This is a genomic window from Burkholderia sp. Nafp2/4-1b, assembly GCF_003635165.1.
Lineage (GTDB): Bacteria > Pseudomonadota > Gammaproteobacteria > Burkholderiales > Burkholderiaceae > Burkholderia.
In genome coordinates this window covers 125886-146958 of sequence record NZ_ML058624.1, presented here as the reverse complement: position 1 = coordinate 146958, position 21073 = coordinate 125886, and the positions used below count along the sequence as shown (strand labels likewise).

Here is a 21073-nt window from a genome sequence, read left to right as displayed (position 1 = left end):
CCGCGGTTCAACGCGAGCGAAGCGGCACGTCGGCGAGCGACGAAAGGCAGTCGAGGTGCAGGAGTTCGATGATCTTGCGGGTCGGCACGCTCGCGCGCAGTGTCTCGAGGCGCTCGACGTCGAACCACTTGCAGCGCGCGATCTCGTTGCTCGCACGCGGGGTCAGGTGGTTCGGCACGTCGGCCACGAACACGTGATGGAGCTTCGTCAGCCCGCCGAACTGCACCGCGTAGTCGAGCGCCAGTCCCTCCAGCCGCGTTTCCTCCGCCAGCTCGCGCCGCGCGGCCTCGAGCGGCGTCTCGCCGCGCCGGATCGTGCCGCCCGGCAGCGACCAGCGCGCCGCGGTACGGGCGACCAGCAGCACGCTGCTGCGCTGGCGGCACACGATCGTGGCGCGTTCCTTGATGCTGGCGACGGTATCCGGCCCGGTATTCATGTTCGGCAAATCGAGTGCTGAATCGTGGAGGGAACTGCACGTCGACAGGCGCTGCCCGTCGACCGCCCGAGCGTCGGGTGCGACGGCATGCAAGCCGCCGCGCCGATCATAGCCGGCGTTCGTGACAGTTCCGTGCATTGCCGCGCGCAACGCGCACCGCGTCACGCTTGCGCGTAGATCCGCGAGCGTGCGGGCTTCGCGGATCGCCCAGGCCGCAGCTTGTGGACGGAACGCCGGTGATGATGCGGCGGCGTCACGTGCGGACGCGCGGGCGCCGGCCGTGCCACCGGCGCGGCGGCCGGCGACCGGGATTGTCCTTCGCCGAAATGGAAGGTCTGCGTTTGCGCGCGGGCGACGCCCAGCGTCGATACGAGCACGAGGACTGCGAGCAGCATGCGTTTCATCGAGGTCCGCCTTTCTTGAGTTCAAACGAGTCGTGCCCGCCAGCTTAGCGAACCGCGGCCGGGCGCGGCAACCGGCCGGCGTTCGAGGCCGTCCGTGCTGGCCGTCCCCGATTGTCGTCCCGGTTGCGGTCGGCCGCGTTCGCGGCGCGCCCGCCACAGCATTTCCGGCTTGACAACAAAATTCTCTAGTGTGAATATAAATTCACACACATGAATTATTGTTCTAGTTCGGGAACCGGTGCCGCTGCTGTCGGCGCGGCGGAACCGGCGGTCCGATCAACCGGAAGCAGGAGCGAGACGCATGGCGGAGCTGATGCAGCAGGGCGCGTTGGCGGGGTTGCGCATCATCGATCTGTCGCGGGTGCTGGGCGGCCCGTACGCGACGCAGATCCTCGCCGACCACGGCGCGGAGGTGATCAAGGTCGAGCCGCCGTCGGGCGACGAGACGCGCACCTGGGGGCCGCCGTTCGACGGCGACACCGCGTCGTATTTCCTCGGCGTGAACCGCAACAAGCTCGGCATCGCGCTCGACCTCACGAAACCGGACGATCGCGAGCGGCTGCTCGCGCTGTTCGAGCACGCCGATGCCGTGGTCGAGAACTTCAAGATCGGCACGATGGAACGCTGGGGCCTCGGCTTCGACGCGCTGCACGCGCGCTTTCCGCGGCTCGTTTATTGCCGGGTGTCGGGTTTCGGCGCGGATGGCCCGCTCGGCGGGCTGCCCGGCTACGACGCGGCCGTGCAGGCGCTGGCCGGGCTGATGAGCGTGAACGGCGAGGCGGGCGGTGCGCCGCTGCGCGTCGGCGTGCCGATCGTCGATCTCGTCACCGGCCTGAACGCGGCGCTCGGCGTGCTGATGGCACTGCGCGAACGCGATGCGAGCGGGCGCGGCCAGTTCGTCGAATCGACGCTGTTCGACTGCGCGCTATCGATCCTGCATCCGCATACGCCGAACTTCTTCCATTCCGGGCAGGCGCCGGTGCGCACCGGTAACGCGCATCCGAACATCACGCCATACGACAGCTTTCCGACCGCGAGCGTCGACATCTTCCTCGCGGTCGGCAACAACGGGCAGTTCGCCGCGCTGTGTGACGTGCTCGGCACGCGCGACTGGCCGGCCGATCCGCGTTTCGCCGACAATCGCGCGCGCAGTACGAACCGCGCCGCGTTGCGCGCGCTGCTCGAAACGGCGCTGGCCGACCACGACGGCGCGGCGCTCGCCGAGCAGCTGATGCGCCGCGGCGTGCCGTGCGCGCCCGTGCTCGGGCTCGACGCGGCGCTCGATCATCCGCACGTCGCGCACCGGCAGATGAAGGTCGAACTGGGCCGACATCGCGGGATCGCGTCGCCGATCAAGCTCGGCCGCACGCCGGCCACGTACCGGCGGCCGCCGCCCGCGCTGAACGAGCACGCGGCGCAGGTATTCGCCGATCTCGCCCACGACGGCACCGGCGACGCCGGCGGCACGCACCGGAACTGACACGCATCGCGGCCGGCGACCGTGCGAGGGCGTCCGCCGCCGCACGCCCGCACACCGCTTCGGACATCACGCCGCAGCGCGCCCGCCGCGCGCCGGCGCAACAGGAGACCCATCATGCTCGCATGGATCGGCGCGATCGCGATCGTCGCGCTGTTCGGCCTGATCATCACGAAGCGGCTGTCGCCGCTCGTCGCGTTGATCGTCGTGCCGGTGGCCGCGTCGCTCGCGGCAGGCTTCGGACTCTCGACCGGCAAGTTCATCGTGCACGGCGTGCAGAACATCGGCCCGATCGCCGGAATGTTCGTTTTTGCGATTCTGTTTTTCGGAATCCTCACCGATGCGGGGATGCTCGACCCGATCATCGCGGGCGTGCTGCGCGTGATCGGCTGCCATCCGCCGCGCATCGTGATGGGCTCGGCGCTGCTCGCGCTGCTGATCCACCTGGACGGCTCGGGCGCCGTCACGTTTCTCGTCACGTTGCCCGCGATGATGCCGCTCTATACGCGGCTCGGGATGGACCGGCGGATCCTCGCGTGCGTCGCGTCGATGGCGGCCGGCGTGAACTTCCTGCCGTGGGTCGGGCCGATGCTGCGCGCATCGGCCGCGCTGCACATCCCCGGCTCGGCGATCTTCATGCCGATGATTCCGGTGCAGATCGTCGGGCTCGTGTTCGTGTTCGGCACCGCGTACGTGCTCGGCGCGCGCGAGGCGAAGCGGCTCGGGCTCGATCGCGCGGGCGCGGCGGCACTCGCGATTGCGCCGCGCGAGCTGACCGACGCCGAACGCGCGCTGCGCCGGCCCGGACGCTTCCGGATCAACCTCGCGCTCACGCTCGTCGTGCTCGGCACGCTGGTGTCGGGCATCGTCGACCCGATGGTGATGTTCATGCTCGGCACCGTCGCCGCGCTCGTCATCAACTATCCGGACGTGCACGCACAGCGCGAGCGGATCGACGCGCATGCGAAGGCCGCGCTGATGATGGCGAGCGTGCTGCTCGCGGCCGGCGCGTTCACCGGGATCATGTCCGGCACCGGGATGCTGAAGGCGATGGCCGAGGTCGTCGTCGCGCACGTGCCGATCGAGCATGCCCGCCACATGCCGTTCGTGCTTGGCCTGCTGTCGATGCCGCTCAGCCTGCTGTTCGACCCCGATTCGTTCTACTTCGGCGTGCTGCCGGTGCTCGCGGAAAGCGCGAAGCTGCTCGGCGTGCCGCCGATCCAGATGGCGCAGGCCGCGCTGCTCGGCCAGATGACGACCGGTTTCCCGGTCAGCCCGCTCACGCCGGCGACGTTCCTGATTGTCGGCCTGACCGGCGTCGAGCTGGCCGAGCACCAGAAATTCACGATTCCGTTCCTGTTCGCCGCCACCGTGCTGATGGTGTTCGCCGCGGTCGCGACGGGCGTGTTTCCGTTGTGAGCGTATGCGCATGCATCGCGCCGCGCCGGCCTGCGCCGCGGAGGCTTCCGCAAGGCCGCCGTCGTATCGAGCCCGGCACGGCCGTTCACGTTTTCCTGGAGAGCAATCCATGCAGTTCGACCTGACCGACGACCAGCGCGCGATCGAAAGCGCGATCGAGAAAATCTGCGAACGCTTCGGCGACGACTACTGGCTCGAACGCGATCGCGCGGGCGGGTTTCCGTCCGACTTTCACGCGGCGCTTGCCGAGGCCGGCTGGCTCGGCATCGCGATGGACCCGGCCTACGGCGGCGCCGGGCTCGGGATGACCGAGGCCGCGCTGATGATGCGCACGATCAGCGCATCGGGCGCGGGCCTGTCGGGCGCATCGGCCGTGCACATGAACATCTTCGGGCTGAACCCGGTGCAGGTGTTCGGCAACGACGCGCAGAAGGCGCGCTTCCTGCCGCCGTTGATCGCCGGGCGCGACAAGGCCTGCTTCGCGGTGACCGAACCCGACGCGGGCCTCGACACGACGCATCTGACGACCCAGGCACGCCGCGACGGCGATCACTATGTGGTCAGCGGCCGCAAGATCTGGATCTCGACCGCGCAGGTCGCGAACAAGATGCTGATCATCGCGCGCACGACTCCGCTCGACCAGGTCGCGAAGCCCACCGACGGGCTGAGCCTGTTCTACACCGATCTCGACCGCTCACGCGTCGAGGTGCGCGAGATCGAGAAGATGGGCCGCAAGGCCGTCGATTCGAACATGCTGTTCATCGACAACCTGCGTGTGCCGCGCGACGACCTGATCGGCAACGAAGGCGACGGCTTCCGCTATCTGCTGCACGGGCTGAACCCCGAGCGGATCCTGATCGCCGCCGAGGCGATCGGCCTCGGGCAGGCCGCGCTGCGGCGCGCGACGCAGTATGCGTGCGAGCGCATCGTGTTCGGTCGGCCGATCGGGCAGAACCAGTCGATCCAGCATCCGCTCGCGCAGGCGTGGATGCAGCTCGAGGCCGCATGGCTGATGGTGATGAAGGCGGCGACGCGCTACGACGCGGGGCAGTCGTGCGGCGCGGAGGCGAACGCCGCGAAGTACCTCGGCGCGGAAGCCGCGTTCCACGCGTGCCAGACGGCGATCGCGACGCACGGCGGGATGGGCTACGCGAAGGAATACCATGTCGAGCGCTACCTGCGCGAGTGTATGATTCCGAGGCTCGCGCCCGTGAGTCCGCAACTGATCCTCTGCTACATCGCGGAGAAGGTGCTCGGGCTGCCGAAGTCGTACTGACCGTAGCGACCCGGCGGCCGGCCCGGCGCGCGGCTCCCCGTTCCGAATCAAGCGCTCGTCATGGACGTCAAACTCGTTGCCCGCACGCTCGACCTGTTCGAGCTGTTCGCCGCCGAACGGCGGCCGCTGCCGCTCACCGAACTCGCGCGCCTGCTCAATGTGCCGGCGTCGAGCTGCCTCGCGATGGCGCGCACGCTCGTGAGCCGCGGCTACCTGTACGAGGTGCGCAAGCGCGGCGGCTACTACCCGACGCGGCGCCTGCAGGCGGTCGCCGCCGCGATCGACGCGACCGATCCGGTCGTCGACCTCGTGCATCCGCATCTCGTCGCGCTGCGCGACGCGAGCGGCGAGACGGCCGTGCTCGGCAAGATCCAGGGTGCGTCGGTCACGTATCTCGACGTCGTCGAGTCGGAGCAGGCGATCCGCTATACGCGTCAGCCGGGCGAGTTGCGCCCGCTGCATGCGAACTCGATCGGCAAGGCGATCTTCGCGGAACTCGCGAGCGACGCGCAGCAGGCGCTCGGCGCGCAGCTGTCATTCGAACGCTTTACCGATGCGAGCGTGGCGGACCTGCCGGCGCTCGTCGCGCAGACCGCACGGTTTCGCGAACTCGGCTGGGCGGAGAACTTCGGCGAAAGCGCGCCCGAGCTGTCGGCGATCGCGGTTGCCCTGACGCTCGACGGCGACTGGTACGGGCTGTCGGTCGTCGGGCCGACCGAGCGGATCCGCCAGCATCGCGACACGCATGCGGCGCTGCTCGTCGATGCGAAGGCGCGGCTGCTGGCGGAGCAGGGGCGCGGGTAACAGGGGCCGAGAAGCGTGGCGGAGACCTGTTTTAATGGCCGTTGCCTCGATGCCGGATAGCACCTGGGAATGGCCGTATTAGCATCCTGTGCGCATTCATAATGCGTGAAGTCTCGCGCTGCACGTCGTTCATCCCGATCATCTGCCGCAGTGCGCGGTGCCGAGCGCGGTCGCTCCTATGTCGCGGGGCGCGCAAGGCCTAGTCCGTCGCAATCGCGTTTACCGCGTCAAGCGCGACAATCACGAACGTGAAAACTACAAAAAAATAATGACAAATTGAAACGATGCGCATACATTACATTACCATTGCGCGACAAATATAATTATATAAACAATCCCCATATTTGCTGCCAAAACCGAGCCGTCGAAACACGTGCTTTTATGAGATATGGGGAACAAAATGACAGAAAAGAGAAACTCCGTGCCCGAAATTGATCGCATGTCCAATGAAGGACTAGCGAGGAAGCGGCGCAAATTGTTGGGCATTTCGATTGCGGCTCCTGCGACCATGACGTTGCGTCCACTGCGAAGTTGGGCCCAAGGCCATGGCCCCGCCGATGACATGATGCCTCCAATCAATGTAACGGCTCCCCATGATTACAGCCTTCCGGTGGCAACTCCGAATGGCCCTGCCGGCGGATATGTTTGGGCGCCTGGCATGGAAGATATTCGCGGCGGAATTTGGCAAATCGGGCAGTTCAGGCTGGTGAACGGAAAGAAAGTTTTTGAGGCCGCAGCCGCGAAAAATCCGCTCGAAATGTTGCATCAATTCGCATACGGCATTGAATTGGCAAGCAACAACGTCATTCGAGCTCAGATTGCAACGTACGGACTTTTTACGCAATGGTTGGCCAATAATGGGTGGCAGAGCATTGCCGGAGCCAGTCAGTACGAACTCTCCAATATGCAGATAGGAGGATTGACGACGGCATTTGGTCTTTTTAGTAACTACTATTTCAGTCATCTGCCTTCGCCGCCCATCTCCGATTTCAAATTTTACGCGACGCCGTTTTTTCCGTTGGCCGCCTACGACTACTGGATCCGAGGGGACGGTAGTCCTAGGTCCGTTGATTTGAAATCCCTCCATCTCAAAATCGGAGCTGCCGAAATCGGCCCGATTCGAAGCATCATCGTCAACGACGGAATGGGGCCCGGAACATATCCAATAGATGCCGCATTTAGCACAAATCTTCTAAGCGATCACGAATACATAGTAGGGTCGGCGTTAGGTCGAGTGAGTGGGCATGTTACGGCAGCTAATCCTAAGTGTCGACGGACGTTTCAGCTTTAACGGGGAATATGCGCTCAACCCGGATAAATTTGATTTTGATGCATCCAATTCTCGGCCGGCGGTTCAGGAGGCGCTCACTACGTTGATTCGCGTAATCGGCTCGTTTACTGGTCATCACGATTATATGATCTACTTCACCGGTTCCCAGCCGTTGAATATTCAAGGGACCAGAGCCAGCATAAGAGCGACGAACCAAGGTGGTGGTGCGGTGCACCTCCCTTCCATAGGGCATGGACGAGAAAGACCGGTAATCAACTGATCGTTTGATTTGTGTTTGAGATGATTTCCTGTTTCGATTTTTTGTCACTGATGGAGGCATGATGCCGAAAGCATATTTCTCCAGTTTATTTAAATTCACACTTGCGGCTGTTTTTTCGATTGTACTTCTGGCTGCGTTGTTGATAGGTGTTATGGCATACATTCGAGATGATGGAGGCGATGCGGCCTGCCCGAACCTCTCCACATCCCAAGTGAGGGATTATCTAGTCAAGTATGCCAGACACAATAACTTTTCAAATGTGTCGTTTGATGAGGCTGCGGAGTATTTGGTGGATCTACAGCAATGGAAAATTCCTTACCGCGTCGATAATCATCGTTATGTGGCAAAAATGACATGCAGAGGCTTTGTGGTTGACAATGCAGGTCCTTTTGATTGACCCGCTGTGGATTCACGAGCTCGACGATATTGAACCATCTGTTCAACTTCATGGCCTCTATGCCTCATCGACGGGCGGAAGACATCGATTGACAGAGATTCTTCCGCCCAGGCAACTGTCGCCGGACGCCTCAGTTACCCAAGGGCACAAGGGGGAACTTTCGCTCCATCCGCATTGAAGTTCAGCGATACCAGCGCGGCGTATACACCCACTCACGCCCGTCGCCGATCGCGAAACGCCGCGTCGTCGACGAGCCGACGATCACCATCGTGCGCATGTCCACCTGATCGCTGCGCAGCGCGCCGAGCGTCGTCGTCGTGAGCGTCGCGCCGGGCCGGCCGATATCGCGGCCGAGCACGACGATCGTGTCGGGCGCTCGATGCGCACGCACCGCATCGAGCGCCCGATCGAGCTGCCACGGCCGCGCGCGAGAGATCGGGTTGTAGAACGCCATCACCAGATCGGCTTGCGCCGCATGCCGCAACCGCATCTCGATCACGTCCCACGGCTTCAGGTTGTCCGACAGCGAGATCGCACAGAAATCGTGGCCGAGCGGCGCGCCGGCCTGCGCGGCGGTCGCGAGCGACGCCGATACGCCGGGCTCGATGCGCAGGTCGACCGCCGCCCATCGCGGATCGCGCGCTTCGTCGAGCGCCTCCAGCACGGCCGCCGCCATCGCGAACACCCCGGGGTCGCCCGACGACACCACCGCCACGCGCCGGCCCTCGGCCGCCAGCTCGAACGCATGGCGCGCGCGCTGCATCTCCTCGCGATTGTCGGTGCCGTGCACGCGCTGGTCCGCGCGGAACGGGCCGGCCATCGTCACGTAAGTCGTATAGCCAAGGATGTCGGTGGCGTCCGCGAGCGCATTGCGTGCGGCGGGCGTGAGCCACGCGGCGTCGCCCGGGCCGATGCCGAGCACCGTCAGGCGGCCGCGCGCGCGGCCGAGCGTCGCCGGATCGACCGGCTGCGAAGCGACCGCACAAGCAAGACCGCCGGACGTTGCGCGCAGCGTGTGGGCCACGCGCAACGTGCGGGCGAGCAGGGCGGCGGCATCGGTGTCGCCGGCATGCGCGTCGTCGCCGTCGTCAGCGTCACCGTTGGCGAAATCGACATCGGCGAACCGCAGCGGCACATCCAGCGTCCGAGCCGCCGCTTCGACCTGCGCATCACCGAGCAACGTCGCCGGAGCGACCAGCGCCGCAAGTGCCAACCGCGCGAGCCCATGCGTACCCAGCATCGCATCGATGCGTTCGGCGAGCGATGCCGAAGCGTCATCCCGCACGCCATTTGCATCGATGCCGACCACCACGCTGCGCGGATGAATCACGAGTTCGTCACGCGCACCGCGCCACGCATCGGGCGTCACGCGAATTGCATGTGCTGCCGCGTCGTCGCGCGGCAACGCGACGTCGTCGAGCCACGGCGCCGCGCCGTCGATGCGCGTCGCCGCGCCCGCGAGCAGGTCGGATACGAAACGCTTGCCTTGCTGGAGATCCGCGAGCGCATAGCCGTCGGGCGGATTGAGCACGCACGCGCCGAAACGCAGCTCGCCGCTCGTCGTGATCGCCGGCGCGACGCCGACGCATTCGGCGATTTCGCGCGCGATCACGTTCACGCCCGTCAGCCCGCCGAGCAGCGGCACGACGGCCGAGCCGTCTTCCGCGACCGCGAGCACCGGAGGCTCGACACCCTTGTCGGTCAGCGCCGGCGCGACGCAGCGGATCACGATGCCGGCCGCGCAGAGCGCGACGATCGGCACGCCGCGCGCGTAGAGCTCACGCAGATGCGGGCCGAGTTCGTCGAACGGCACGTCGGCCGCGACGCGCGACGCGAGCCCGTGCACGAGCGCGCCCGGATAACGCGCCTGGATGCGCCGCGCGGTCTCGAGCGCGCCTGCGCCGAGAATCACGATCGCGGGCGGAGTCGTCATCCTTGCCATTTTTCCCCCGGCACGACGAGCAGCGAGAAATACGGCGACGCCATCGGATCGACTTCGTCGAGCGGCACGATGCGCTGCGTCGCCATGGTCGCGCGTTCGACGTAGAGCGCGCGCTTCGCGAGCCCCAGTTCGTCGAGCACGCGACGCACCTTGTCGAAGTTGCGGCCGAGCTTCATCACGACGGCCGCATCGGCCTGCGCGAGCCGCACGCGCAGTTCGGCCTCCGGCAGCACGCCGGACAGCACCGACAGGCTCTGGTTGCGATAGACGAGCGGCTGGCCGAGCACGGCCGTGCCGCCGAGCATCGCGCACACGCCCGGGATCACTTCGGTGTCGTAACGCGGCGCGAGGCGGTCGTGCAGATACATATACGACCCGTAGAAGAACGGATCGCCTTCGCAGATCACCGCAACGTCGCGCCCGGCGTCCAGATGAGACGCGACAATCTCGGCGGCCGTGTCGTAAAAGTCGGCGATCACCGTCTCGTAGCAGAGCGGCGGCGGCAGTGCCTCGGTCGTCACCGGATAGACGAGCGGCAGTTGCGTCTGCGCGTCGAGCAGGTGCGCTTCGACGATCCCGTACGCATTGCCTTTCTTGCCCTTCGCGACGAAATACGCGACCACCGGCGCCGCCTGCAGCACGCGCAGCGCCTTGATCGTCATCAGCTCAGGGTCGCCGGGGCCGACGCCGACCCCGAACAGACGTCCGCGCGCGGTTGTCATTCGACCTCCGTCGCGAGTGCGTTGACGGCCCCGGCCGCCATCGCGCTGCCGCCGCGCCGGCCGAGCAGCGCGACGTACGGCACGCCGCGGCTGTTCGCGTCGAGCATCGCCTTCGATTCGGCCGCGCCGATGAAGCCGACCGGGAAGCCGAGGATCAGCGCGGGGCGCGGCGCGCCGGCGTCGATCATGTCGAGCAGGTGGAACAGCGCGGTCGGCGCATTGCCGATCACGACGACGCTGCCGGCCAGATGCGGGCGCCACAGCTCGAGCGCTGCGGCCGAGCGCGTGTTGCCGAGTTGCCGCGCGAGGTCGGGCACGTCCGGTTCGCCCAGCGTGCAGATCACGCGATTGCCGGCCGGCAGCCGCGCGCGCGTGATGCCTTCGGCGACCATCTTCGCGTCGCACAGGATCGGCGCGCCGGCCGCGAGCGCGGTGCGGCCCGCCGTGCCGGCGCCTGCCGAGAAGCGCAGATCGTAGACGACATCGACCATCCCGCACGCATGGATCACGCGCACCGCGAGTTTCTCGAGATCGGGCGGAATCCGCGACAGGTCGGCCTCGGCGCGGATCGTCGCGAACGACTGGCGGTAGATTTCCTGCCCGTCGCGAATGTAGTCAAGCATCGGTGGTGTCCTGGCTGTGCCGCGCGTCCGTCAGTCGGGCCGCGGCCTGGTCAATCGTCAGATGGCGCGCGAGCGGGGCGCCGAGGCCCGTGGCGGCGTCGCGCCGGTAAAGGTCGTAGGTTGCGGGTGCCACCGCGACAAGCGTGTGGGTCGCGGGGTGCGGCAGCGCACAGTGGCGCTCGCAGCCGGTCAGGTGCACGTCGAGCGGCCGGCCGACGCGCGCGGCCAGCGCGAGCGCATCGCGTTTCGTATCGGCGCGCGACTTCGCGCAGCCCGTGCTGCCGGTACAGGCGACCAGCGCCGCAAGCGGATCGGAGGGCGTGCACACGAGACCGAGCGACGCGAGCGCGTCGAGCACGGCGGGCCCCCGTTCGTGCCGCACGCCGTGCACGAAGATGCCTTGCCACGGCGTCATCGACAGCGTGCCGTCGCCTTCGGCTTCGGCCAGTGCCGCGAGCCGTTCCAGTTGCGCAGCATCGAGCCGGCCGAGCACGAACTGCGCGCCGACGCTGCAGCGGTCCGCGTCGAGCGACGGTCGCGCGCCGGAACGCAGCGCGGAATCCGCATGCATGCGCCGCCAGCCGGCCAGCGCCGGATCGGCGTCGAGCGCGAACGGCACGTAGTGCTGCGCGTGCTCGCGTAATGCGCGTTCGGCGACGGTCGCGAGCAACCCGCGCATCCGCGTGATGTCGGCCGGTGCGAGATCGAGGAAGGCGAGCAGCAGTGCGCGCACGAGCGCGACGGCCTGGTCCGGCGCCACGTCGAACGCGGCGGGCGAATCGCCGGGCGCGATCGGTGGACAGCCGGCCAGCCCCGCGGCGACGCGCACCGCACCGTCGCCGCGACGCCATGCGGCCAGCCAGATGTCGTGCGGATGATCGAGCGCCGCAACCGCTTCGCCGCCGTCGAGCTGGATCGAGAACTTCGGCGACAGCTCGCCGCGGCGCGGCTCGCGCGCGAGCATGTCGAGCAACGGCAGCGCGAGTGCGTGACTGTCGAGCAGTGCGTGGGGATCGCGCCCGGCGAGCGGGCTGAGCATCAGGTTGCGGACGTCGTCGCTTGCGGCGAGCGCGGCGCGGCCCTTGTCGTCGGCGGCACCATCGGCGCTCATGCGCGGGCCGAGCCCGGCAGCGAGCAGCGCGCCGGCCAGCGGATCGGCCGCGCCGTCGCGTATGCCGCGCAACTGGAGATTCGCGCGATTGGTCGCGTCGATCGCGCCCGAACCGTACGTGCGTGCGGCGGCTGCGATCGCGCGCGCCTGCCGCGCATCGAGCCGGCCGCCGGGCAGCTTGATTCGGCACAGGCCGCCGTCGGCGGCCGCGACGACGCGCACGAGCCCCGGGCAAGCCGACGGGCGCACGACGGGCGACACAGGAATCGAAACGGGGGCGGAGCTCAACGGAATATCGGGACAGTGTGGCGCCGCGGCCAACGCATCGGTACACCCCGCCCGACGCCGACTGGCACGCACGCACTTTCAGGCCGGCAGGTCTCCTGGCTGACAGGTCGGCGCCTGCTCCCGGCCTTCCCGGTGAAACCAGTGGCATGAGGGGGAGCTCGGCTCGCTGTCTACAGTTGCGGGGGCAGCCACAGCGGCGCGCGGGGCGCCCTGTGTTCCCTCTTCGGCCCCGAAGGGCACCGGCGAACGAACGGCCGTAGGATACCCGATTTCACCGGCGTATCGCGACCGCCGGCGACCATCGACCGGGCGCCGCGACCAAAGCGAAACGGCGCCCGTCGGCGGCCGTCCGGCAGATGAAACGCGCGGTGGAACACGGTACCATGCCGACTTTCGGAATGCGGACGGCCGCACCGGCGCCTGAACGGCCGCCGCCGGCAACTCGATGGAATCGGACGATGGGGAACGGTGCATGACGGCGTGGCTGACGGTAGTGGGCATCGGCGACGACGGCTACGCGGGGCTCGGACGCGGCGCGCGGCGCGCGCTGCTCGACGCGACGCGGGTCGTCGGCGCGAAGCGGCACCTCGACATGCTGCCCGCGCGGCTGCGAGCCGAGCGCGAGCCGTGGCCGTCGCCGTTCGACCTGTCGGGCCTGCTCGCGCGGCGCGGCGCGCCCGTGTGCGTGCTGGCGAGCGGCGACCCGATGCTGTTCGGCGTCGGCGCGACGCTCGCACGTGCGCTGTCCGCCGACGAATGGCGCGTGCTGCCAGCCCCGTCGTCGCTGTCGCTCGCGGCCGCGCGGCTCGGCTGGGCGTTGCAGGACGTCGGTGCGGTATCGCTCGTCGGCCGGCCGCTCGCGACGCTCGCGCGCCATCTGTTGCCGGGCCGGCGCCTGTTCGTGCTGAGCGCCGACGGCCGCACGCCGGCCACGGTCGCCGCCGAGCTCACCGCGCGCGGCTTCGGCCCGACGCGCATCAGCGTGTTCGAACATCTCGGCGGCCCGCTCGAGCGGCGTCTCGACGGCCTCGCGCACGACTGGCACGTCGACGAAACCGCGGCGCTGAACCTCATCGCGCTCGACTGCCAAGCCGGCCCCGATGCGCCGCGCCGCGCGCTGACCCCCGGCCTGCCCGACGACGCGTACCGCCACGACGGTCAGCTCACCAAACGCGACATGCGTGCGCTCACGCTCGGCCGCCTCGCGCCCGCACCGGGCGAACTGCTGTGGGACGTCGGCGCGGGCAGCGGCTCGATCGGCATCGAATGGATGCGTGCCCATCCGTCGTGCCAGGCGATCGCGATCGAAGCGCATGCGGAGCGGCAGCGCTTCATCGAGCACAACCGCGATGCGCTCGGCGTGCCGGGCCTGCAACTCGTCGCGGGGCGCGCGCCGGATGCGCTCGCGGGGCTTGCGGCGCCCGACGCGATCTTCATCGGCGGCGGCGCGACCGCGGCCGGCGTGCTCGACGCGTGCTGGACGGCGCTGAAACCCGGTGGCCGGCTGGTCGCGAACGCGGTCACGCTGCAGGGCGAGCTCGCGCTCGCCGCGTGGCGCGACGCGCACGGCGGCACGCTCACGCGCGTGTCGCTCGCGCACGCCGAGCCGCTCGGCCGCTTCGACACATGGCGGCAGCCGTTGCCCGTCACGCTGTACGACGTGCGCAAGCCCGATGCCGCCGCGACGGACGTCGCGGCCCCCGCGTGATGCGCGACGAGACCCCCGAACAACCGGCGCCGCTGCGGTTCGGCTATACGACCGGCAGCTGCGCGACCGCGACATCGCTCGCCGCCGCACGCCTGCTGCTCGCCGGCCGCGCTGACGATGCGGTCGAGATCGTGTTGCCGAAGGGGCAGCACGTGATGATGCGGCTCGAGTTCTGCCGCACCACGGCCGACGGCGCCGAGGCCGGCACGATCAAGGATGCCGGCGACGATCCGGACGTCACGCACGGCGCGCTGATCTTCGCGCGCGTCGCGCTGGCCGCCGCACCCGGCGTGCGCTTTCATGCGGGGCCGGGCGTCGGCACCGTCACGCGCGCGGGGCTCACGCTGCCGGTCGGCGAGCCGGCGATCAACCCGGTGCCGCGCCAGATGATGACCGCGCACCTCGACGCGCTCGCGGCCGAATACGGTTACGCAGGCGGGTTCGACGTGACGATCGGCGTCGAAGGCGGCGAGGCGCTCGCGCTGAAGACGATGAACCCGCGCCTGGGGATCGTCGGCGGCCTGTCGATCCTCGGCACGACCGGCATCGTGCGACCGTTCTCGTGCTCGGCGTACATCGCGTCGATCCATCAGGGCATCGACGTCGCGCGCGCGAACGGGATCACGCACATCGCCGCGTGCACCGGCAATGCGAGCGAGGATGCGATGCGCGCGCACTACGGGCTGCCGGACATGGCGCTGATCGAGATGGGCGATTTCGCCGGTGCGGTGCTGAAGCACCTGCGCCGCGCGCCGGTCGCGCGCCTGTCGATGTGCGGCGGCTTCGGCAAGCTCAGCAAGCTCGCGGCCGGCCATCTCGATCTGCATAGCCGCCATTCGAGCATCGACCTGCCGATGCTCGCGCAGTGGGCGGCCGAGGCGGGCGCGAACGACGCGCTGCAGGCCGCGATGCGCGCGGCGAACACCAGTCAGGAAGCGCTGAAGCTCGCGCATGCGGCCGGCGTGCCGCTCGGCGACCTCGTTTGCGCCCATGCGCTGCGCGTCGCGCGCGATATCGTGCCGGCGTCGGTCGCCGTCGAGATGTTCGCGATCGACCGGCAGGGCGGCTTCGTCGGGCGCGCCCGATGAGCACGCGCATCCTGTTGCTCGGCGGCACCGGCGACGCGCTGAAGATCGCGCGTGCGCTCGGCCCGGAACACTTCTACAGCCTCGCTGGCCTCGGCAAGGTGCCCGACGATTTGCGCTGCGCGGTGCGCGTCGGCGGATTCGGCGGTGCGGCCGGGCTCGCCGCGTATCTGCGCAGCGCGGGCATCGGCCTCGTGATCGACGCCACGCATCCGTATGCCGCGCGGATCAGCGCGAACGCAGCGGCTGCCGCGCGCGACGCGGGCGTGCCGCTGTGGGCGCTGCGCCGCGCGCCGTGGACGCCGCAGCCCGGCGACGACTGGCGGATGGTCGACGACTGGGCCGGCATCGAGGCCGCGCTCGCGCCGTTCCGGCGACCGCTGTTCACGCTCGGCCGCGAACCGCTCGCGCATCTCGACGAGATCCCGCCGCATCAGTTCTGGCTGGTGCGCTGTCTCGATGCGCATCCCGGCAACGCGCGCGCACAGATCGTCGCGACGCGCGGGCCGTTCACGCTCGACGGCGAGCGCGCGCTGTTCGCGCTCGCGGGCATCGACGTCGTCGTCAGCAAGAACAGCGGCGGCGCCGCAACCGAGGCCAAGCTCGACGTCGCGCGCGAACGCAGGCTGCCGGTCGTGATGCTGACACGGCCGTCGCTGCCCGACGCCGATCGCACGTTCGACTCGGCCGCCGCGCTGCTCGATGCGCTCGATGCGCACGATCCGGCCGCCCGCGCGTGATACCGCGCGAACGGCGGCCTCATCCATTGACGGAGAATTTTCGATGACGGTGTATTTCATCGGCGCGGGCCCCGGCGACCCGGAGCTGATCACGGTCAAGGGCCAGCGCCTCGTGCGCACCTGCCCGGTGATCCTGTACGCGGGCTCGCTCGTGCCGCCGGCCGTGCTCGACGGCCATCGCGCGGAGCGCGTCGTCAACACGGCCGAGCTCGACCTCGACGCGATCGTCGCGCTGCTCGCCGACGCGCATGCGCAAGGGCAGGACGTCGCGCGCGTGCATTCGGGCGATCCGTCGCTGTACGGCGCCATCGGCGAGCAGATCCGCCGGCTCAAGGCGCTCGGGATTCCATATGAAATCGTGCCGGGCGTGACGGCCACGGCCGCATGCGCGGCGACGCTCGGGGTCGAGCTGACGCTGCCCGGTGTCGCGCAGACGGTGATCCTCACGCGCTTCGCGGGCAAGACGACGATGCCGGAAGGCGAAGCGCTCGGTGCGCTGGCCGCGCATCGCGCGACGCTCGCGATCCATCTCGGCGTGCGACATCTCGCGCGGATCGTCGATGAAGTGCTGCCGCATTACGGGCCCGCATGCCCGGTCGCGGTGATCTACCGCGCGAGCTGGCCCGACGAGGAACGCGTGACCGGCACGCTCGCCGACATCGTCGGCAAGGTGCAGGGCACGCAGATCGAACGCACCGCGCTGATCCTGATCGGGCGCGTGCTGGATGCGGAGGGGTTCGCGGATTCGACGCTGTATGCGAGCGGGAGTTGATGGTCGAACGGTGCTGACCGTGCGATCCGGCGCGACTGAGCCACAACGGGCAACCGCGCGCCGGCAACGGACCGGATCGACGCCTTCACGCGCCGCGTCCGGCCTGCTCTAGGCCCGCGCGACGCGCCGCGCAAACTGCGGCGCGAAGCCTGTCGCCAGCGCGAACAGCACGACACACAGGCACGCCATCGCAACCCACGTCGGCGACAGGTCCGCGAGATGCTGGCGCACGACGCCCGCCGCGAACGGAAACAACCCGGCGAGCAGATAGCCGACACCCTGCACAAACCCCGTCAACGATGCCGCATCGGCCGGCGTCGCCGCGTGATCGACCGTGACGATCAGCGACAGCGGAAACAGCGCGCCGATCCCGGCCCCCAGCAGCAGCGCAGCCGGCAGCGCGAGCGCCTGCGGCGCGGCCAGCATCACCAGCAACCCCGCGAGCAGCGACGCGATCGCCGCATGCAATGCCGGCCGGCGATCGGGCAGGCGGTCGATCGTCGCCGAGATCGCCAGCCCCGCGACGACTTCCGCGAGCGTCACGCCGCCAAGCAGGCTGCCGGCCGCGGTCGGCGACCACCCGAGCCGCATGTAGTACGGCGGCAGCCATGCCAGCACGAGCGTGTAGGCGCCCGTCGCGATCCCGAAGAACACCGCGAGCCGCCATGCGCGCGGCGAGCGCGACGGCCGTGCGTGTACCGGCGACGCCCAAGCCGATGTCGATGTCGATGTCGAAGCCGGCCCCGACACCCGCGCATCGCCGCCACGACTGGCCAGCGGCCACGCGAGCGCCGCGAGCACGGCCGGCAGCGCCCAGCCCGCCAACGCAGCCGACCAGCCCCAGCGGGCCGCCGCAAACGGCGCGACGACGCTCGCGAGCACCGCGCCGCCCATGATCGACGTCGAATAGACGCCCATCGCACCGCCGATCCGCGTCGCGAAATGCGCCTTCACGAACCCCGGCAACAACGCCTGCACCATCGCGATCCCGATGCCGGCGCAGCACGCGCTCGCCAGCAGCAGCCACGCGTGCTGCGCGCCGAGCCGCGACGCGCAGGCGAGCCCGATCAGCGCGACGCCGAGCCCGACGCCGCCGGCAATGCCGGTCACACGCTGCAGCCGCCGCGCGCTCAGCGCGCCGACGCCCATCAGCAGGATCGGGATCGTGGTCAGCAGGCTCGCTGCGCCATCGCCGATCCCGGTCGCGCGCTGGATCATGTCGAGCAGCGGCCCGATCGCGGCCAGCGCCGGCCGCAGGTTCAGGCCGACCAGCACGATGGCGGCGAGCCGCCAGCCGGGGGAAGTGAAGCGATTCATTGGATGGCCCTCGATCTCGGTGCACGGCACGTCCGTCAGCGGGCGTGCATGCGTTTTCATGTAAAGTATCTCGATATCAAGATAAATGCGGATTTATCTCGACGTCAAGATAACTAGTGAACCGAGGAGGGTTAATGGATCGAGCCGCGCATGCGCTCGCGCAATGGCGCGTCGAGCGTCCGGATCTGGATGCGTCGTCGATGCTGGTGATGGGGCGGCTGCAGGAGGCCGCGCTCGTGATTGCGCGCGACGGCCTGAATCCGCTGTTCGCGCGCTACGGGATGCAGCCGGGCGAATTCGACGTGCTGGCCACGCTGCGGCGCAGCGGCGCGCCGTTCGCGCTGACGCCAACTGCGCTGTACGACGCGCTGATGATGTCGTCGGGCGGGATGACCGCGCGCATCGACCGGCTGCAGAAGGCCGGCTGGGTCGAGCGCCGGCCGAATCCGGCTGACGGCCGCGGCACGCTCGTCGCGCTGACCGACGCCGGCCGCGCGTTGATCGACGACGCGGTGGTCGCGCACGTCGACAATCAACGCGCGATGCTGGCCGCGCTGTCGGAGGCGGAGCAGGCGCAACTTTCGGCGTTGCTGGGAAAGCTGCTGGCGGGATTGGGGAGCGGGGCGTCGACGTCGGCTGAAAAGTGACCGAGCCGTATCGTCACGCTGAATGGATGCAACGCGCGCGAGAAGCGAAAAACGCGAAGGGAACGCAGGAAAACTGCCCGCCGCGCCGGGCAGCGGGCCGCCAGTGACGTGAACTTCGAACGCATGCCGTTCGCACGGAACGGCTACGCGGCCGGCACGCAGACAGCGGGCGGCACCCGCTGCCCGAATCAACCGCGCATCAATCGCACATCAATCGCGTGCCGGAATATTGAGCCCGCGCGCGACGGCCGGCCGCGCGACGAACGCTTCGAGCACTCGTGCGACGTGACGGAACTCGCTGAAGCCGACGAGATCGCCCGCTTCATAGAAGCCGACGAGGTTGCGCACCCACGGGAAGATCGCGATGTCGGCGATCGTGTACGTATCGCCCATCACCCACTTGCGGTTCGCGAGATGCGCGTCGAGCACGCCGAGCAGGCGCTTCGATTCGGCGATGTAGCGGTCGCGCGGACGCTTGTCCTCGTAGTCGCGCCCGGCGAACTTGTGGAAGAAGCCGACCTGGCCGAACATCGGACCGATGCCGCCCATCTGGAACATCACCCACTGGATCGTCTCGTAGCGGCCCGCGAGATCCTTCGGGATCAGCTGGCCGGTCTTGTCCGCGAGATAGATCAGGATCGCGCCGGATTCGAACAGCGGCAGCGGTTGGCCGTCGGGGCCGTTCGGATCGATGATCGCCGGGATCTTGTTGTTCGGGTTCAGCGACAGGAATTCAGGCGACAACTGGTCGTTCGTGTCGAAGCGCACGAGGTGCGGCTCGTACGGCAGCCCGATTTCCTCGAGCATGATCGACACCTTGACGCCATTCGGCGTCGGCAGCGAGTACAGCTGGAGACGGTCGGGATGCTGGGCCGGCCATTTTTTCGTGATCGGGAAGGCGGACAGATCGGGCATGGAAGTTCGCTTGTCAACGTGAAGGATCCGCGCCGCGCCTGCCTGCCACGCAACGCCGACCGCCCCTGACACGGCAGGCAGGGACGCGACGATCGCATCGGACAGGCGGGCGGGGCGCGCCGAAAACGCCCACTGTAGCCGATCCCCGCGATCGCTGCAGACGGCGGCCGCACGGGGGCGTCCCGGCGACGCGGCGCCACAGCGCGCACCGCGGTGCCGCACTGTCGCCCGCCGCTTCCTCAGAAGTTGTGCCGCAGCCCGACCATCGCGGCCGTCGTGCCGACCCCGGGTGCGACCGGCTGCCCGTACACGAGCATCTGGTTCATCGTGCCGCGGTTGTTCACGTGACCGACCTGCGCATAGACCATCGACCGCTTCGACAGGCTGTAGTCGGCCGTGAGCACGACGGCCGTCGAGCGGTTTTCCGAACGGTTGCGGTCCTTCAGGTAATACACCGCCGACGTCACCTGCAACGCGGGCGTGAACCGATAGCCGACGCCGGCGGACAGCATGTCGAGGTTCACCTTGTCCGCGTGCGACGGATTGCGGCCGTTGCCGTACGACGCCGACACCGAGAAATCGCGGATCGTGTATTTCGCGCCGACGTAGACGAAGCGGTTGTTGTCGACGCCGGTCGGCGCGACGCCCGGCGCCGGATTCGTGTCGTGGCCGTTGTAGTAGACGGCCGACGCGTTGAGCCCGTAGTTCGAATACTTGAGCACGACCGATTCGCGCGTGCCGCCCTGGAACTGTCCAGCGACACCGCCCGGCGCATATTCGAGCGCGATCGACGCACCCGCGAATGTCGGCGACTGATAGACGAGCGCATTGCTGTCGTACAGCGCGCCAATCGCCCCGTTGGTGCTCGTCCCCGGCCAGCCGGCCGCGGTGTTCAGGCCGAGCCACGCGGTCAGCACGCTGCCGAAGAACTGCGCGTTGCGCACGTCGGTGTCGGCCATCGCGTAGATCATCGGTACGATCTGGCGTCCGGCCGTGACCGAGCCGAACGGTCCCGACACGCCGAGCGACGCAACCTGGTTGAAGATCGCGACGGCGCCCGGCGTGTCGCTCAGCTGCATCCTGCCGGTGCCGCTGTCGAACGAGCCCTGCAGCTTGAAGTTGACCTTGTAGCCGCCGCCGATGTCCTCGCTGCCCTTGATGCCCCAGAAGCTCGAATAGATGCCGCCGTCCTTCATCCGGAACACCTTGCCGGTGTTCGGCGCGGTCGGGCTGAACGACGCGGCCGACGTGCTCTGGTACAGCAGGCCCGTATCGACCACGCCGTACAGCGTGACGGAGGATTGCGCATGCGCGAGCGCCGAGCAGCCGGCAAGCGCCGCGAGCACGGCCAGTTTCGTCTTCATCGAAGTCTCCAGGATCGTAGTGGACCGCACGGGATCGAGCCCGGGCGGCTGAAACGGGAAAGCCAGGCGGGGCAGC

General features: G+C 68.5%; 21 protein-coding genes and 1 riboswitch. Of the genes, 12 read left to right on the top strand and 9 right to left on the bottom strand.

All coding sequences use genetic code 11. The annotated features are described in order from the left end of the window. Positions 1-7: 7 nt before the first annotated feature. Together C7H84_RS30610 and C7H84_RS30605 are read right to left on the bottom strand one after the other, a co-directional pair. Entirely contained in the window at positions 8-436 is a 429-nt protein-coding gene (locus C7H84_RS30610; protein WP_121862411.1) for an NUDIX hydrolase, read from the bottom strand. A 161-nt stretch (positions 437-597) separates the two neighbouring features. After that, a complete protein-coding gene (locus C7H84_RS30605; RefSeq protein WP_121862302.1) occupies positions 598-840 on the bottom strand; it encodes a hypothetical protein in 243 nt (80 codons plus the stop codon). 301 nt (positions 841-1141) lie between these two features. On the opposite strand from C7H84_RS30605, the gene C7H84_RS30600 reads away from it, so the two are divergent. The 7 genes from C7H84_RS30600 to C7H84_RS37300 all read left to right on the top strand — a co-directional run bounded on the left by C7H84_RS30600 (position 1142) and on the right by C7H84_RS37300 (position 7763). Beyond that, complete coding sequence (locus C7H84_RS30600) at positions 1142-2320, top strand: CoA transferase (RefSeq protein WP_121862301.1); 1179 nt, start codon at positions 1142-1144, stop codon at positions 2318-2320. Between the two features lie 114 nt (positions 2321-2434). Next, on the top strand, positions 2435-3736 hold the full coding sequence (locus tag C7H84_RS30595; protein WP_121862300.1) for a citrate:proton symporter: 1302 nt from the start codon (positions 2435-2437) through the stop codon (positions 3734-3736). A gap of 109 nt (positions 3737-3845) precedes the next feature. After that, positions 3846-5012 carry an acyl-CoA dehydrogenase family protein gene (locus tag C7H84_RS30590; RefSeq protein ID WP_121862299.1) on the top strand — a complete coding sequence of 389 codons (1167 nt, stop codon included), beginning with the start codon at positions 3846-3848 and terminating at the stop codon, positions 5010-5012. A 60-nt stretch (positions 5013-5072) separates the two neighbouring features. Next, positions 5073-5816, top strand: coding sequence for an IclR family transcriptional regulator (locus C7H84_RS30585; RefSeq protein WP_121862298.1), 744 nt, complete (start codon positions 5073-5075; stop codon positions 5814-5816). A 400-nt stretch (positions 5817-6216) separates the two neighbouring features. Beyond that, complete coding sequence (locus C7H84_RS30580; protein ID WP_240462141.1) at positions 6217-7107, top strand: hypothetical protein; 891 nt, start codon at positions 6217-6219, stop codon at positions 7105-7107. Further along, positions 7061-7366 carry a lipid II-degrading bacteriocin gene (locus tag C7H84_RS37305; RefSeq protein WP_240462140.1) on the top strand — a complete coding sequence of 102 codons (306 nt, stop codon included), beginning with the start codon at positions 7061-7063 and terminating at the stop codon, positions 7364-7366. Before C7H84_RS30580 ends, C7H84_RS37305 begins: the two co-directional genes overlap by 47 nt. A 58-nt stretch (positions 7367-7424) precedes the next feature. Continuing rightward, on the top strand, positions 7425-7763 hold the full coding sequence (locus C7H84_RS37300; RefSeq protein ID WP_240462139.1) for a hypothetical protein: 339 nt from the start codon (positions 7425-7427) through the stop codon (positions 7761-7763). A 181-nt stretch (positions 7764-7944) separates the two neighbouring features. Here C7H84_RS37300 and cobJ read toward each other — a convergent pair whose 3' ends face one another. Genes cobJ through cobG form a run of 4 tightly spaced genes read right to left on the bottom strand, consistent with a single transcriptional unit; the run spans position 7945 to position 12410 of the window. After that, positions 7945-9696 (bottom strand): precorrin-3B C(17)-methyltransferase, encoded by a 1752-nt coding sequence (gene cobJ, locus C7H84_RS30570; RefSeq protein ID WP_121862297.1) that lies wholly within the window; start codon positions 9694-9696, stop codon positions 7945-7947. Then, entirely contained in the window at positions 9693-10427 is a 735-nt protein-coding gene (locus tag C7H84_RS30565) for a precorrin-2 C(20)-methyltransferase (RefSeq protein WP_121862296.1), read from the bottom strand. Before C7H84_RS30565 ends, cobJ begins: the two co-directional genes overlap by 4 nt. After that, on the bottom strand, positions 10424-11050 hold the full coding sequence (locus C7H84_RS30560) for a precorrin-8X methylmutase (protein ID WP_121862295.1): 627 nt from the start codon (positions 11048-11050) through the stop codon (positions 10424-10426). The genes C7H84_RS30565 and C7H84_RS30560 overlap by 4 nt, the downstream gene beginning before the upstream one ends. Beyond that, entirely contained in the window at positions 11043-12410 is a 1368-nt protein-coding gene (cobG, locus tag C7H84_RS30555; protein ID WP_276208423.1) for a precorrin-3B synthase, read from the bottom strand. Before cobG ends, C7H84_RS30560 begins: the two co-directional genes overlap by 8 nt. Before the next feature lie 106 nt (positions 12411-12516). Further along, positions 12517-12708: riboswitch (cobalamin riboswitch) on the bottom strand. A 213-nt stretch (positions 12709-12921) separates the two neighbouring features. On the opposite strand from cobG, the gene cbiE reads away from it, so the two are divergent. Genes cbiE through cobM form a run of 4 tightly spaced genes read left to right on the top strand, consistent with a single transcriptional unit; the run spans position 12922 to position 16754 of the window. Beyond that, on the top strand, positions 12922-14157 hold the full coding sequence (gene cbiE, locus C7H84_RS30550; RefSeq protein WP_121862293.1) for a precorrin-6y C5,15-methyltransferase (decarboxylating) subunit CbiE: 1236 nt from the start codon (positions 12922-12924) through the stop codon (positions 14155-14157). Further along, the gene (locus C7H84_RS30545) at positions 14157-15245 is read left to right on the top strand and encodes a cobalt-precorrin-5B (C(1))-methyltransferase (protein WP_121862292.1); all 1089 of its coding nucleotides are present in this window, start codon (positions 14157-14159) and stop codon (positions 15243-15245) included. The genes cbiE and C7H84_RS30545 overlap by 1 nt, the downstream gene beginning before the upstream one ends. Continuing rightward, complete coding sequence (locus C7H84_RS30540) at positions 15242-15982, top strand: cobalt-precorrin-6A reductase (RefSeq protein ID WP_121862291.1); 741 nt, start codon at positions 15242-15244, stop codon at positions 15980-15982. Before C7H84_RS30545 ends, C7H84_RS30540 begins: the two co-directional genes overlap by 4 nt. 43 nt (positions 15983-16025) lie before the next feature. Further along, positions 16026-16754 carry a precorrin-4 C(11)-methyltransferase gene (cobM, locus tag C7H84_RS30535; protein WP_121862290.1) on the top strand — a complete coding sequence of 243 codons (729 nt, stop codon included), beginning with the start codon at positions 16026-16028 and terminating at the stop codon, positions 16752-16754. A gap of 108 nt (positions 16755-16862) precedes the next feature. Here the strand turns inward: cobM and C7H84_RS30530 are convergent, their stop codons facing one another. Further along, on the bottom strand, positions 16863-18071 hold the full coding sequence (locus tag C7H84_RS30530) for an MFS transporter (RefSeq protein WP_121862409.1): 1209 nt from the start codon (positions 18069-18071) through the stop codon (positions 16863-16865). A 134-nt stretch (positions 18072-18205) separates the two neighbouring features. Between C7H84_RS30530 and C7H84_RS30525 the strand changes: the two genes are divergently transcribed. Next, positions 18206-18718: a MarR family transcriptional regulator gene (locus tag C7H84_RS30525; protein WP_121862289.1), complete on the top strand. Its 513-nt coding sequence runs from the start codon at positions 18206-18208 to the stop codon at positions 18716-18718. Between the two features lie 210 nt (positions 18719-18928). Here the strand turns inward: C7H84_RS30525 and C7H84_RS30520 are convergent, their stop codons facing one another. Then, positions 18929-19633 (bottom strand): glutathione binding-like protein, encoded by a 705-nt coding sequence (locus tag C7H84_RS30520; protein ID WP_121862288.1) that lies wholly within the window; start codon positions 19631-19633, stop codon positions 18929-18931. 239 nt (positions 19634-19872) lie between these two features. After that, positions 19873-20997 carry a porin gene (locus tag C7H84_RS30515; RefSeq protein ID WP_121862287.1) on the bottom strand — a complete coding sequence of 375 codons (1125 nt, stop codon included), beginning with the start codon at positions 20995-20997 and terminating at the stop codon, positions 19873-19875. Positions 20998-21073: the final 76 nt, after the last annotated feature.

What these genes read in the sequence shown, in the direction of transcription:
- C7H84_RS30540 (WP_121862291.1), top strand. Translation starts at nt 15,242, where the DNA reads ATGAGCACGCGCATCCTGTTGCTCGGCGGCACCGGCGACGCGCTGAAG.
- cbiE (WP_121862293.1), top strand. Translation starts at nt 12,922, where the DNA reads ATGACGGCGTGGCTGACGGTAGTGGGCATCGGCGACGACGGCTACGCG.
- C7H84_RS30560 (WP_121862295.1), bottom strand. Translation starts at nt 11,050, where the DNA reads ATGCTTGACTACATTCGCGACGGGCAGGAAATCTACCGCCAGTCGTTC.
- C7H84_RS30585 (WP_121862298.1), top strand. Translation starts at nt 5,073, where the DNA reads ATGGACGTCAAACTCGTTGCCCGCACGCTCGACCTGTTCGAGCTGTTC.
- C7H84_RS30595 (WP_121862300.1), top strand. Translation starts at nt 2,435, where the DNA reads ATGCTCGCATGGATCGGCGCGATCGCGATCGTCGCGCTGTTCGGCCTG.
- C7H84_RS30545 (WP_121862292.1), top strand. Translation starts at nt 14,157, where the DNA reads ATGCGCGACGAGACCCCCGAACAACCGGCGCCGCTGCGGTTCGGCTAT.
- C7H84_RS30605 (WP_121862302.1), bottom strand. Translation starts at nt 840, where the DNA reads ATGAAACGCATGCTGCTCGCAGTCCTCGTGCTCGTATCGACGCTGGGC.
- C7H84_RS30590 (WP_121862299.1), top strand. Translation starts at nt 3,846, where the DNA reads ATGCAGTTCGACCTGACCGACGACCAGCGCGCGATCGAAAGCGCGATC.
- cobM (WP_121862290.1), top strand. Translation starts at nt 16,026, where the DNA reads ATGACGGTGTATTTCATCGGCGCGGGCCCCGGCGACCCGGAGCTGATC.
- C7H84_RS37305 (WP_240462140.1), top strand. Translation starts at nt 7,061, where the DNA reads ATGTTACGGCAGCTAATCCTAAGTGTCGACGGACGTTTCAGCTTTAAC.
- C7H84_RS30565 (WP_121862296.1), bottom strand. Translation starts at nt 10,427, where the DNA reads ATGACAACCGCGCGCGGACGTCTGTTCGGGGTCGGCGTCGGCCCCGGC.
- C7H84_RS30515 (WP_121862287.1), bottom strand. Translation starts at nt 20,997, where the DNA reads ATGAAGACGAAACTGGCCGTGCTCGCGGCGCTTGCCGGCTGCTCGGCG.
- C7H84_RS30525 (WP_121862289.1), top strand. Translation starts at nt 18,206, where the DNA reads ATGGATCGAGCCGCGCATGCGCTCGCGCAATGGCGCGTCGAGCGTCCG.
- C7H84_RS30600 (WP_121862301.1), top strand. Translation starts at nt 1,142, where the DNA reads ATGGCGGAGCTGATGCAGCAGGGCGCGTTGGCGGGGTTGCGCATCATC.
- C7H84_RS30610 (WP_121862411.1), bottom strand. Translation starts at nt 436, where the DNA reads ATGAATACCGGGCCGGATACCGTCGCCAGCATCAAGGAACGCGCCACG.
- C7H84_RS37300 (WP_240462139.1), top strand. Translation starts at nt 7,425, where the DNA reads ATGATGCCGAAAGCATATTTCTCCAGTTTATTTAAATTCACACTTGCG.
- C7H84_RS30530 (WP_121862409.1), bottom strand. Translation starts at nt 18,071, where the DNA reads ATGAATCGCTTCACTTCCCCCGGCTGGCGGCTCGCCGCCATCGTGCTG.
- C7H84_RS30520 (WP_121862288.1), bottom strand. Translation starts at nt 19,633, where the DNA reads ATGCCCGATCTGTCCGCCTTCCCGATCACGAAAAAATGGCCGGCCCAG.
- C7H84_RS30580 (WP_240462141.1), top strand. Translation starts at nt 6,217, where the DNA reads ATGACAGAAAAGAGAAACTCCGTGCCCGAAATTGATCGCATGTCCAAT.
- cobJ (WP_121862297.1), bottom strand. Translation starts at nt 9,696, where the DNA reads ATGACGACTCCGCCCGCGATCGTGATTCTCGGCGCAGGCGCGCTCGAG.